8 protein-coding genes are annotated in these 12,802 nt (G+C 71.1%); 4 read left to right on the top strand and 4 right to left on the bottom strand.

Going from position 1 to position 12,802, the window contains the following annotated elements; translation table 11 throughout:
- Nucleotides 1-8: 8 nt before the first annotated feature.
- The 3 genes from YU1_RS27480 to YU1_RS0102100 are packed head-to-tail and all read right to left on the bottom strand — an operon-like array spanning nucleotide 9 to nucleotide 6,360.
- Complete coding sequence (locus tag YU1_RS27480) at nucleotides 9-2,903, bottom strand: NHLP bacteriocin export ABC transporter permease/ATPase subunit (RefSeq protein WP_051356367.1); 2,895 nt, start codon at nucleotides 2,901-2,903, stop codon at nucleotides 9-11.
- Complete coding sequence (locus YU1_RS0102095) at nucleotides 2,900-5,095, bottom strand: NHLP family bacteriocin export ABC transporter peptidase/permease/ATPase subunit (RefSeq protein ID WP_029002667.1); 2,196 nt, start codon at nucleotides 5,093-5,095, stop codon at nucleotides 2,900-2,902. The genes YU1_RS27480 and YU1_RS0102095 overlap by 4 nt, the downstream gene beginning before the upstream one ends.
- Nucleotides 5,092-6,360 carry an NHLP bacteriocin system secretion protein gene (locus YU1_RS0102100; protein ID WP_084539592.1) on the bottom strand — a complete coding sequence of 423 codons (1,269 nt, stop codon included), beginning with the start codon at nucleotides 6,358-6,360 and terminating at the stop codon, nucleotides 5,092-5,094. The genes YU1_RS0102095 and YU1_RS0102100 overlap by 4 nt, the downstream gene beginning before the upstream one ends.
- A 434-nt stretch (nucleotides 6,361-6,794) precedes the next feature.
- Between YU1_RS0102100 and YU1_RS0102105 the strand changes: the two genes are divergently transcribed.
- Complete coding sequence (locus YU1_RS0102105) at nucleotides 6,795-7,250, top strand: Ros/MucR family transcriptional regulator (protein ID WP_029002669.1); 456 nt, start codon at nucleotides 6,795-6,797, stop codon at nucleotides 7,248-7,250.
- Nucleotides 7,251-7,316: 66 nt separating this feature from the next.
- Here YU1_RS0102105 and YU1_RS0102110 read toward each other — a convergent pair whose 3' ends face one another.
- Nucleotides 7,317-8,462: an alanine racemase gene (locus YU1_RS0102110; RefSeq protein WP_029002670.1), complete on the bottom strand. Its 1,146-nt coding sequence runs from the start codon at nucleotides 8,460-8,462 to the stop codon at nucleotides 7,317-7,319.
- A gap of 398 nt (nucleotides 8,463-8,860) precedes the next feature.
- Between YU1_RS0102110 and YU1_RS0102115 the strand changes: the two genes are divergently transcribed.
- The 3 genes from YU1_RS0102115 to YU1_RS0102125 all read left to right on the top strand — a co-directional run bounded on the left by YU1_RS0102115 (nucleotide 8,861) and on the right by YU1_RS0102125 (nucleotide 12,797).
- Nucleotides 8,861-9,796, top strand: a complete 936-nt coding sequence (locus YU1_RS0102115) for an N-carbamoyl-D-amino-acid hydrolase (protein ID WP_029002671.1) — start codon at nucleotides 8,861-8,863, stop codon at nucleotides 9,794-9,796.
- Between the two features lie 45 nt (nucleotides 9,797-9,841).
- On the top strand, nucleotides 9,842-11,011 hold the full coding sequence (locus tag YU1_RS0102120; protein ID WP_029002672.1) for an amidohydrolase/deacetylase family metallohydrolase: 1,170 nt from the start codon (nucleotides 9,842-9,844) through the stop codon (nucleotides 11,009-11,011).
- 181 nt (nucleotides 11,012-11,192) lie between these two features.
- Nucleotides 11,193-12,797, top strand: coding sequence for an ABC transporter substrate-binding protein (locus tag YU1_RS0102125; RefSeq protein ID WP_029002673.1), 1,605 nt, complete (start codon nucleotides 11,193-11,195; stop codon nucleotides 12,795-12,797).
- Nucleotides 12,798-12,802 lie beyond the last annotated feature (5 nt).

The raw sequence follows: 12,802 nt of genomic DNA on the forward strand, positions 1-12,802 counted from the left end.
GGCGTGGATCAGGTCGTGAGCTGGCGGCGGGCGAAGGCGGTGAAAAAGCCGCCGCGCGCCATCAGCGCGTCATAGCTGCCCTCCTCCTCCACCTGTCCGTTGTTGAGCACGATGATGCGGTCCGCCCGCGCGATGGTGGAGAGGCGGTGGGCGATCACCAGGCGGGTGCCGGCGATGCGATTGAGGCTCTCGGTGACCGCCGCCTGGGTGCGGTTGTCCAGCGCGCTGGTGGCTTCGTCCAGCATCATGATGCGTGGCCGGCTGACCAAGGCGCGGGCCAGCAGCACCCGCTGCACCTGCCCGCCGGACAGGCCCGAGCCGCCATCGGTGACCACCGTATGCATGCCCATGGGCATGCGCTCGATGTCCGCCTCCAGCGCCACCTGCCGGGCGGCGTCCCACGCCGCCTCGATGCCGAGGTGTCCGGCCGAGCCGAGGATATTGTCCATCAGCGTGCCGGGCATCAGCCGGCCGTTCTGGAGCACCACGCCGCACTGCCGGCGCACCGCCTGGATATCGAGCCCGGCGAGATCGACGCCGTCATAGAGCACGACGCCGGAGTCCGGCCGCTCGAACCCCAAGAGCAGCCGGAACAAGGTGGACTTTCCCGTGCCGGACGGTCCGACGAAGGCGACGAACTCGCCCGGCCGGATGGCGATGGTGAGGTCGGAGAAGATGCGCGGCGCGTCCGGCTGGTACTGGAAGGTCAGGCGCGAAATCTCGACGGCGCCGGACAGTTCGCCCGGGTCCGCCTTGTCCGCGTCCGCCTCCGGCAGGGCCTGGAGGATGGGCCGGGCATGCTGGGCGACGGGCGCCAGCGCCACCACCTCCACCGCCGCCTGCGCCAGCCCCTTCAGCCCCTCCAGCGCCGAGGTGAAGGCGATGACGAAGGCCACCAGCAGGCCGAGGCCGATGGTGTCGGCGAAGCCGCCGAACACGCACACCGCGAACAGCACCGCCATGGCGAATACCTGGTAGCCGGCGCTCACCGTGTCGAGCAGGCTCGCCGCCCGGTCGGCGTCGAGCTGCGAGCGGCTGGCCGCCGCATAAAGCTGCGCCCAGCGGAAGAAGGCGCGGTCCTCTGCCGCCGCCAGCCGCAGCTTGGTGATGCCCGCCGCCAGTTCCAGCGTGAGGCCGGACATGCGCGCGTCGCGGCGGATGGCGTCGCCCTCGTGGCGCACCCGCAGCAGGCCGAGCGCGACGGTGACGGCGCCCAGCAGCAGCGTCAGCGCGATGGCCACCAGCGCGAGCCGCCAGGAATAGGCCAGCATCACGCCATAGGAGACCAGCGCCATCACCCCGGTCATCACCGAGCCGACCATGGAGGCGGTGAGCGCCTTCTCCAGCCGGGCGATGGCCATGACGCGGGTGCCCATGTCGCCGGTGGTGAAGCCGCGGAAGAAGCCGGTGGGCAGGCGCAGCATGCGGTCCATGACCGCCGCCTGGAGCCGGCTGCCCTCCAGCCCCTCGATGCGCAGCATGAGCAGCTGGGAGGCGAGGCGCAGCGCGAAGGTCATGCCCGCCAGCACCATCAGCGCCACGCCCACCTGCACGATCTTGAACAGGCTGTTGTCGGGGATGACGGATTCCAGCAGGTAGGTCATGGCCAGTGGCACGCCCATGGCCAGCACGCCGGCCAGCAGCGTGCCGCCGGCGATGGCCGCCAGGTCGCGCGCGCGGGCCTTGAGGATGCCGGCGGCGAGATCGCCCATGGTGAGCGGACGCTCGGGAAGCGGCGGATAGAGCGCGAACGCCTCCCCCGCCAGCGCCGCCGCCTCGGCCGCCGGCAAGGGTCGGGCGGCACGCGCCTGCGGATCGTAGAGGCTGTAGCGGCCGCGCCCGGCGGGGGTGACCGCCACCGGCCCCAGGGGGTCGGGGCGCAGCAGCAGGAAAGCGCCGGAATCCCGCCGCCACCAGCCCGCCTCCAGCCGCACGGCGCGCATGCGCAAGCGGCTGGCGCGCACCAGCGCATCGAGCGCGAACGGGCGCTGCTCGTCGTCCCGCAGCATCGGCAGGCGCACCTCGAACCCCAGCGCGGCGCCCAGATGCGCCAGCGCCAGCACCAGCGGCTGCCCGGAGGGCGGGGCGCCCTCCCGCCGCCGGCCCGGGCCGAGCACCGCGCCCAGCGTCTCGAAGGCGAGGTCGCCGGAACGGCGGTCCTGCGCCGCCCGCGTGCGCAGGCGGTTCAGCTCGTCCACGGCGGCGAGGCGGAGCGCCAAGGGCAGCACCTCCACCGCCAGCGCGTGGAAGCGGTCCAGCGCGGCGGGCAGCAGGCCGGCGGCGATCAGGTCGGCCGTGGCGCGCACCTCTACCGGCGCCTCCGGCGGCACGGTGAGCCAGCTGTCCGGCGTCACCGGCACCGGCAGCGCGGCGTCGGTCAGTTCCATGTCCAGGTAGAGCCCGCCCTCCGCCGCGCACCAGGCGACGCCGTGCGCCGCGCTCACCTTGCCGCCACGGGGCAAGGTGAGGGTCTCGGCGCCGGCCACGGCGAGGTCGAAGCGCGGCCGGGGCACGATCTGGCGGGAGATGGCGCGGGACATCTCCGTGAGCCAGCGATCCACCGCCTCGGCCAGCGGCGGGCCCGCCGTGGCGACGCATAGGGCGCGCGGCAGCTCCGCCACCTGGGTATCCGGCGTGCCGACGGCGAGGAATTTCACCGGCGGCAGGCTGCCGCCGGTGTCGATGCCGAACAGCAGGTCGCCGGCGCCGGCCGCGAACAGGTGCTGGCGCGTGCCGGCGCGCCCGTCCTCCAGCACTTCGGCCAGGAAGACCTGCACCTCCCCGTCCAGCACCCGGTAGCAGCGCGCGGGATCATCCAGCAGCAGCGGGCGGCTGCCGGTCACGTCCAGCGCCAGGCCCGGCGGCGGCGGCGGCGGCTCCTGCGGGCGGCCGGCGGCGCTCACGATTCCACCAGCCGGCGATAGGGGCCGGCGCTCGCCATCAGCACCTCGTGCCGCCCGCGCTCGATCACCCGGCCGTCCTGCATGACGATGATCTCGTCGCAGTCGCGGATGGTGCTGAGGCGGTGGGCGATGATGAGGCAGGTGCAGCCGCGGCGGCGGATGTTGTCCATCAGCGCCTTCTCCACGGCGGGGTCGAGGGCGCTGGTGGCCTCGTCCAGCACCAGCAGGCTGGGCTCGGCGACGAGGGCGCGGGCGATCTCCAGGCGCTGGCGCTGGCCGCCGCTCCAGTTGCGCCCGCCCTCCTCCACCCGGCCGCCATAGCCGCCGACGCGGGCGACGATGTCGTCATGGATCATGGCGTCCTTGCAGGCGCGCACGATCCGGCTTTCCGGCATGGAGTCGTCCCACAAGGTGATGTTGTCGCGCACCGTGCCATCGAACAGCAGGATGTCCTGATCCACCACCGCCAGCGAATTGCGCAGCACCTCGCGCGGCACGGCGCGGATGGGCTGCCCGTCCAGCCGCACCTCGCCGCCGAGGGGATCGAACAGGCCGGCCACCAGCCGCCCGATGGTGGACTTGCCGCTGCCCGAGGCGCCCACCAGCGCCACCCGCGCGCCGGGCATCAGGTCGAGGTCGAAGCCCTTCACCACCGCCTCGCCCTGCGGATTGTAGGCGAAGGCCAGCGTCTCGACGGCCGAGCGCCCGCTGAGCTTGCGCACGCGGCCGGTGGCGCTGGCGGGCGCGGGGGCGGCGGCGGGGCCGTCGTCGAACTCCCAGGCCATGGGCGTGGTGGCCACGTCCGCCAATTGATCGAGCGTGCCGCGCACCTGCTTCAGCGCCGTGACCTGGAGCACGAGGCTGGACAGCGGCGCGGCGAAGGCATTGATCAGCGTCTGGAAGGCGGCCAGCTCGCCCACCGAGAGGCGGCCCTCCATCACCAGCCACGCGGAGACCGCCAGCACGAGGCCGCGATTGGCCAGCATCAGGCTGTCCGGCAGCGCGCCCAGCAGCGCCTCGATGCGCCCCGCCGCCTGCCGCTCGCGCACCAGCAGCGCCAGATAGCCGGCCCACTGGCCGAAGAAGGCATCGTCCGTGCCGCTGGCCTTCAGCGTCTCCACCATGGCGATGCCCTGGATGGCGCGGCCGTGCACCTTGATGCCGGTCATCCCCACCTTGCGGGCGCGCTCCTCCAGCCGGCCTTGCACCCGCGCGAACACGGCCATGAGAATGGCGGTGACGGCGAGCGTGATGCCCGCCAGGATCGGGCTGTAGACCAGCATCACCAGGGCGAAGAACACGCAGCTCACCGCCGCCAGCCCGGCCTTCACCGTCTGCTCGGCGGCATGCGCCCCGAGCTGGCGGGCGAGGTCCACCCGGCCGGCCATGGTGCCGGCGTGGCGCTGGCCGAAGAAGCGGATGGGCAGGCGCAGCATGCGCCAGATCATCCGCCCCGCCGCCAGGATGGCGATGCGGGCCTGGAGGTGCACCAGCAGCATGTTCTGGAGCGCGGTGAGCCCCCATTGGATGAGCGCGGTGGCCAGCAGAACGCCGAGCAGCGGCAGCATCCAGTCCGCCTGCCCCTCCACCAGATAGTAATCGACGAACACCTGCGTCGCCGCCGGCACCACAAGGCCGGGCAGGATCAGGCCGAGCCCCGCCAGCAGGGCCAGCGCGAACGGCGCGCGGGCGCCCTCGACCAAAGCCGACAGGTCCCGCCACGTGCTCGGGCGCTCGCCGGCGCGGCGGAAATCGGGGCCGGGCGCGAAGGTCAGCACGATGCCGGAGAACACCGCGTCGAACTCCGCCGTCGTCAGCACCCGCCGGCCGACCGCCGGGTCGTTGAGATAGACCTTGCGGCCGCGGATGCCTTCCAGCACCGCGTAATGGTTCATGTTGATGAAGACGATGCACGGCATCGCCGCTTCGGCCAGGTGCTGCGGCTCGCAGCGGAAGCCCTGGGCGGTGAGGCCGTAGGCCCGGGCGGCGCGCACCAGGTTGGAGGCGCGGCTGCCGTCGCGCGAGACACCGCAGGCCTCGCGCAGCTCCGGCAGCGGCACCCACCGGCCGTGATGCGCCAGCACCATGGCGAGCGCTGCGGCGCCGCACTCCACCGCCTCCATCTGGAAGATGGAGGGCGTGTGCCGCACCCCGTGCCCGGCCTCGCCCCCGGCGGCGGCCGCTGCGCTCACGGCGCCACCCCGAGGGCGTGCAGCAGCGTGTCGAAGGCGGGGAACACCAGCGTCATGATGCGCACGCGCTCGACCACCACATTGCCCTTGATGACCGTGCCGCTCTCCACCGGCCGGGTGCCGCCGAGATCGGACGACCAGGCGAAGCCGCTGGCGGTCGCGGGGTCGCGCTTCAGCGCCACCTCGACCGCGAACGGCGGCCCGTTGGCCATGAGGCTGGTGACGAAGGCGTCGTTCTTCAGCGTCTGCTGCACCGCCTCACGGGTGGCCGGGGTCTCGGAGACGCGGACCACCTCGCCCTGGATGAAGCCCTCGCGCTCGATCCGCACGGTGGAGGGGATGACCTGCACCGCCATGCCGGGCCGCACCTTCTTGCCGTCCGCCGTGGGCACGTAGAGGATGCCGACGAGGCCCGCGCCGGGGACGTTGCGGCCGTCCGGCACCAGCCGCATGAGGGCGCCGCCCGCCGCCACCCGGTCGCCCGGCGCCGCCGACAATTCGATCACCCGGCCGGCGGCCGGGGCGCGCACCTCGGTGCGGGCGGAGCGCTCGGCCATCACCTCGGCCAGCTCCTGCCGGCCCTGGTTCAGCTTGGTGTCCACCTCCAGCAATTCGCGCTCGGCGCGGATGCCGCGCTCGTCCGCCTCCACCACCAGGGTGTTCAAAGCGTTCGCCGCCTCGGTGGCGTCGCGCCGGGCCTGCTCGCGGTCATTCTCGGTGATGAGGACGCGCTCGCGGGTGGCGAGGCCCCGGCCGAGCAGGTCGCGCTGGTTGGCCAGCACCTGGCCGAGCGCGGCCTCGCGCTCCCTGGCCTGCTGGATGGTGCGCTCCAGCCCGTCCCGCCGCTGGGCATCGGCGCGGGCGCGCACCTCCTTCTCGCGGGCATGGAAGGCGGCGAGCCTCGCCTGCTCCTCCCCCAGCCGGGCGATGCGGGCCTCGATGGTCTCCACCCGCGCGTCCAGCACCGGATCGGACAAGGTGGCGACGATCTCGCCGGCGCGGACGCTGTCGCCCACCTTGACCTTCAGGGCGGACAGGGGCGCGCTGCCCGGCGCGGACACCAGGATCACCCCGCCGCTGCCCTGGAGCACGCCGGTGCCGGCCACCTTGATCGGCGCGGTGGCGAACACCGCCCAGGCCAGCCCGCCGAAGACCGCGCACAGGAAGACGGCGAGCACCAGCCACCCCATGGGCGAGGCGACCCGCACCATCAGATCGAGCTGATCGGGATTGGTGTTGCGCAAAGCCGGTGCGGGGGAACTCATTCAGCCAATAGATTTGCCAGCGAACGGGCTTCATTGGTGCGCGAGGTGACCCGAAAAGGCAAGGCGGTCGCGCCTTGGCCACGACCTCCCGCCCGGGCGCCGCGCAAGGCATGGCGCATGATGCCCGCGATCGGCGATGCCGCCCGCCGCCCCCGGCTGCCCGGCGGGGCCGCGGGGCCTGTCCTCCGGCGGTTTCGTATAATTGCGGCGGCGGCAGGCTCAACCATAGATTGGCAGTGCCAACAAACACTTCTTTGCCGGGAACATCCGGCACACGGCAAGATCTATGGGCGTGATGGCTGGCCGATACCCGCAGAAACGTGTTAATCGCATCTTCCGAGCACTGCACTTTGGCGCGATCAGCGGTTTAGAGTTGCATCGCTCATCAGAACAGGCTTCAAGCACCTGATCAGCTTCAAGCAAAAGGTGACGTCATGTCCGCTCTCAAAAGCTCAACCCATCTGGATCTCGTCGCGGACATCGTGACCGCCTATGTCGGCAACAACACCGTTGCGGTGAGCGACCTTGCCAGCCTGATCCAGAGCGTCCACACCACCCTGGGTAAGCTCGGCACGCCGGCCGAGGAACCTGTGGAAGAGCTGAAGCCCGCCGTGGCGATCAAGAAGTCGGTGACGCCGGACTTCATCATCTGCCTGGAGGACGGGCGCAAGTTCAAGTCGCTGAAGCGCCACCTGCGCACGGCCTACAACATGACCCCCGACGCCTATCGCGAGAAGTGGGGCCTGCCGCGCGACTATCCGATGGTCGCCCCCAATTATGCCGCCGCCCGCTCCGAGCTCGCCCGCACCATGGGCCTCGGCCGCAAGCCCGAGCCGCAGCCGGCCGCCAAGAAGGCCCCGGTGCGCCGCGCCAAGAAGGCGACGGTCTGAAGGCGACGGTCTGAGCCTTAAACCCGCCGGCCGGCGGCGCCATGCCGCCGGCCGGCCGGGATCGAATCACCAGCCCCGGAAGCGGGGCCAGTGCCGCAGGCCCGCCGACCCGTCGGCGGGCAGCACCTCGTAGCCGTCGAACTCGGTGGCGGTGGCGCAGGCATGGTTGGGCAGGATGCGCACCTGCGCGCCCACCGCCAGCTCCGGCAGGGCCGCCGCGCTGCCCGGGCGCAGGCCGATGATGCCGTGCTCCTGGTTTGCCGCCACGACGATGAGATCGTCCAGCACGCGGCCCTGCGCGTCGCACACCACGCCATAGCCCTGGTCCACCGCCTGCCCTGCGGTTCCCCGGTCCCGCGACAGCGCCATCCAGCCCGCATCCACCAGGATCCAGCCGCGCTCCCTCTGGTGGCCGATGACGGTCGCCAGCACCGACAGGGCGATGTCGTCCGTGGTGCAGACGCCGATGCCCGCCATCACCAGATCGAAGGTCACGAACACCCCGGCGCGCACCTCGGTGACGCCGGAAAGGTCGCGGGCGAAATGCGCCGTGGGCGTGGAGCCGACGCTCACCACCGGGCACGGCAGGCCGGCCGCGCGCAGCGCCTCGGCCGCCGCCACCACCGCTGCACGCTCCTGCTCGGCGAAGGCGGCGAGCGCCTGCGCCCCCACCACGCCATAGCTGCCGCCGGAATGGGTGACGACGCCGCGCAACGCGGCCCCGCCTTCCTCCAGCGCGCGGCCGATGGCCACCAGCGCCGGATCGTCCGCCTTCATCCCGGCGCGGTGGCCGTCGCAATCGATCTCGATCAGCGCCGGAATGCGATCGCCCGCCGCGCGGGAGGCGGCGGCCACCGCCTCGGCCTGCTCCAGGCTGTCCAGCACCACCGCGAGGTCGCAGCCCCTGGCCCTGAGCGCCAGGACGCGCGCCAGCTTCTGCGGGGCGACGCCTACCGCGTAGAGGATGTCGGTGACGCCGGCGGCGGCGAACACCTCGGCCTCCTTCAAAGTGGAGACGGTGGCCGGGCCGGTGCCGCCCTTGAGCACGGCGCGCGCGGCGTCCACCGATTTGAGCGTCTTCAGATGCGGCCGCAGCGCGACGCCGAGCCCGTCGAGATGGGCGCGGAGCCGGGCGATGTTCCGCAGCATCCGGGCCTCGTCCAGGATGAGGCTCGGCGTCGGCAGCGCGGCGAGGGCGTCGGCGGTGGTCATGGTTCGGCAGTGTCCCGGTCTGGCGGCGGGGCGGGGGCGCCCCGTTCCGCCTGCATGTAGGCCGTCCGCCGCCCGCGTTCAGCAGAAATCTCGCCCGCCCCGGGGGCCGCCGCCCTGCCGCGTCTCCCTGTCCGCGCCATCCCGCCTGGGCCGCGCCCCCCTGCCGCGCGGGCCGCCGTCGGCCGTTCGCATCGATCTTGGTCAATCTGCCTGTTCCGCGTGCAGTCCGGAACCATGCCCATGGAGCGGGCACGCAAGCAATCCAACTGGAATACCACCGGAACACATCCCAGCGCATGGCACGCAATTTGCTGAATGGCCGGGGCGGGTCCAGCGGGGCGCCGTCCGGCGGGAGGACATATCCAGGTGCGCGTATCCACGTTGCTCGGAACCGGCCCGTGTCCCGGTTCCTGACGGTCGCCGCGGCCCAGCTCGGCCCGATCCAGCGCGCCGACGACCGCGCGTCCGCCGTCGCCCGCATGTGCGCCCTGCTGCGGCAGGCCGGCACCCACGGCTGCGATCTCGTGGTGTTCCCCGAGCTGGCGCTCACCACCTTCTTCCCGCGCTGGTTCATGGCAGACCAGACGGAGATCGACGGCTTCTTCGAGCGGCAGATGCCCTCGGCGGAAACCCAGCCGCTGTTCGACCTCGCCCGGCGGCTGAAGATCGGCTTCTACCTGGGCTTCGCCGAACTGGTGGAGGAAGACGGCCGGCTGCGCCGCTTCAACACCTCGATCCTGGTGGACAAGACCGGCGCCATCGCCCTGAAATATCGCAAGATCCACTTGCCCGGCCATGCCGAGCATGAGCCCTGGCGCGCCTTCCAGCATCTGGAGAAGCGCTATTTCGAGATCGGCAACCTCAACTGGCCGGTGGCCCGCGCCATGGGCGGCGTGCTCGGCATGGCCATCTGCAACGACCGCCGCTGGCCCGAGACCTATCGCGTCATGGGCCTTCAGGGCGTGGAGATGGTGCTCGTCGGCTACAACACGCCGCGCCACAATCCCCCCGCCCCCGACCATGACCGGCTGTCGGAGTTCCACAACCACCTCGCCATGCAGGCCGGCGCCTACCAGAACGGCACCTGGGTGGTGGGCGCCGCCAAATGCGGCGTGGAGGAAGGCTGCGAGATGATCGGCGCCTCCGCCATCATCGCCCCCACCGGGCAGATCGTCGCCCAGGCGCTGACCCAGGACGACGAACTGGTGATCGCCCGCTGCGACCTCGACCTGTGCGCCTCCTACAAGGAGACCACCTTCAATTTCGCCCGGCACCGCCAGCCCGAGCAGTACCGGCTGATCGCCGAGCGCGCCGGCGCCATCCCGCCCGCCTGATTCGGCCTTCCTCCGCTTTTTCTTCGTCCCGGAGACGCATATCCCATGGCTTTTGATCTCATCCTGCGCGGCGGTCATGTCATCGACCCCTCGCAGAACCTCGACGGCATCGCCGACGTCGCCTTCAGCGGCGGCAAGGTGGCCAAGGTCGGCAAGACTCTGAAGGCGGACGCCACCACCGACGTGCGCGACGTCTCCGGCTACATCGTCTCGCCCGGCCTCATCGACCTGCACACCCATGTCTATTGGGGCGGCACCTCGCTCGGCATCGACGCGGAAGACTTCTGCAAGCTCTCCGGCGTCACCACGGCGGTGGACACGGGCAGCGCCGGGCCGGGCAATTTCGCCGGCTTCCGCAAGCATGTGATCGAGCCGAGTCAGGTGCGCATCCTGGCCTATCTGCACGTCTCCCACGCCGGCATCTACGGCTTCTCCCAGCGCGTCATGGTGGGCGAGAGCGAGGAGATGCGGCTGATGAACCCCATCGACGCAGTGAAGGTGGCGGACGCCAACCGCGACGTGATCGTGGGCATCAAGGTCCGGGTGGGCGCCCATGCCTCCGGCACCTCGGGCATCGCGCCGCTCGACATCGCGCTCCAGGTGGCGGAGGAGACCGGCCTGCCGCTGATGGCCCACATCGACCACCCGCCGCCGAGTTATGAGGAGGTGGTGGAGCGCCTGCGCCCCGGCGACGTGCTGACCCACTGCTTCCGCCCCTTCCCCAACTCGCCCGCCACCGTGCAGGGCACGGTGAAGCCGGTGGTGTGGGCGGCCCGCAAGCGCGGCGTCATCTTCGACATCGGCCACGGCAAGGGCTCGTTCGCCTTCAAGACCGCCCGCGCCATGCTGGCCAACGGCTTCCCGCCGGACACCATCTCCTCGGACGTGCACACCCTGTGCATCGAGGGCCCGGCGTTCGACCAGGTCACCACCATGTCCAAGTTCCTCATGCTGGGCATGCCGCTGCCGGAGATCATCGCCCGCTCCACCGTCAACGCCGCCATGGCGCTGAAGCGGCCGGAGCTGGGCTCGCTGAAGCCGGGCAGCGCGGGCGACGCCACCATCCTCTCCGTGCGCGAGGGGCGGTTCGACTATGTGGACACGGTGGGTGAGCACCTGATCGGCGACCGCAAGATCGCCTCCGAAGGCACCGTCATCGCCGGCAAGTGGTGGCACCCGAAGCGCTCGCAGCGCTTCAAGAAGCGCGCCGTCTGAGCCGCCCGCCGCCCGGCCCTCCGGGCGGTTGGATGGCATGGCGCTTGCGTGGAGCGGGCGGCGACGGCCGCCTGCCCTGACCCTTTCCTCCCGCCCCCCGAACCGGGGGCGGGCAATACGCCGAAGAACCGGGCGACACCAACCAGACTGGTCAAAGACCAGGCAATCCGAGGGGAATAGCATGGACCGCAGGACATTCATCAAGGGTGTGGCCGGTGCCGGGTCTCTGGCCATGAGCGGCGGGCTGGCCATGCCCGCGCTGGCCCAGGGCGCCGCCAAGACGCTGCACTTCGTCCCCCAGGCGAACCTCGCCAATTTCGACCCCATCTGGGGCACGCAATATGTGGTGCGCAACGCCTCGGCTCTGGTGTGGGACATGCTCTACGGCCTCGACGCCAGCGGCACGCCGCAGCGCCAGATGGTGGAGAGCGAGGAGGTCTCCGCCGACGGCCTGACCTGGACCTTCAAGCTGCGCCCCGGCCTGAAGTTCCATGACGGCGAGAAGGTGCTGGCCAAGGACGTGGTGGCCAGCCTCACCCGCTGGTCCGCCCGCGACCCCATGGGCATCATGATCAAGGCCAGCCAGAAGGAGCTGGTGGCGGTGGACGACACCACCTTCCGCTGGGTGCTCTCCAAGCCCTTCCCGAAGATGAAGCTGGCGCTGGGCAAGACCAACGCCCCCATCGCCTTCATCATGCCCGAGCGCATCGCCCAGACCGATCCGTTCAAGCAGATCACCGAATATGTCGGCTCCGGCCCCACCAAGTTCCTGAAGGGCGAATGGGTGCCCGGCGCCAAGGCGGTGTTCGAGCGCTTCGCCGACTACGTGCCGCGCTCGGAGGCCCCGTCCTGGCTCGCCGGCGGCAAGAAGATGCTGGTGGACCGCATCGAATGGGTGGTGATGCCCGATCCGGCCACCGCCGCGGCGGCGCTCCAGAACGGCGAAGTGGACTGGTGGGAGCAGCCGCTGCCCGACCTCGTGCCGCTGCTCAAGGGCAACAAGAACCTCAACGTGGACATCGGCGACCCGCTCGGCAACGTCGGCTCGTTCCGCATGAACCACATCCAGCCGCCGTTCAACAATCCCAAGGTCCGTCAGGCGGTGCTCATGGCGCTCAGCCAGGAGGACTACATGCGCGCCGTGGCCGGCGACGACGAGAAGCTCTGGAAGGTGCTGCCCGGTTTCTTCACCCCCGGCACCGCGCTCTATACCGAAGTGGGCGGCGAGGTGCTCAAGAGCGGCAAGGGCAATCTGGAGGCGGCCAAGAAGCTGCTGAAGGAAAGCGGCTACAATAACGAGCCGGTGGTCTGCGTGGTGGCGCAGGACCAGCCCATCACCAAGGCCCAGGGCGACGTGACCGTGGACCTGTTGAAGAAGCTCGGCATGAACGTGGACTTCGTCGCCACCGACTGGGGCACGGTCGGCGCCCGCCGCGCGCTGAAGACCCCGCCGACCCAGGGCGGCTGGAGCATGTTCCACACCTGGCATGCGGGCGCCGACTGCACCAATCCGGCCGCCTATCCGGCGATCCGCGCCAATGGCGACAAGGCGTGGTTCGGCTGGCCGGAGAGCCCGGCGGTGGAGGCCGAGGTAGTGTCCTGGTTCGACGCCAAGGATCTGGCCGAAGAGAAGGCCGCCATCGGCCGGCTCAACAAGGCGGCGGTGGAGAACGTCACCTACGCCCCCACCGGCTTCTTCCTGAGCTACACCGCGTGGCGCAAGACCGTCTCCGGCGTCACCCAGGGGCCGCTGCCGTTCTTCTGGGGCGTGTCCAAGTCGGCCTGACGGAT

Origin of the sequence: Azorhizobium doebereinerae UFLA1-100 (assembly GCF_000473085.1) — a bacterium.
GTDB classification, from domain to species: domain Bacteria; phylum Pseudomonadota; class Alphaproteobacteria; order Rhizobiales; family Xanthobacteraceae; genus Azorhizobium; species Azorhizobium doebereinerae.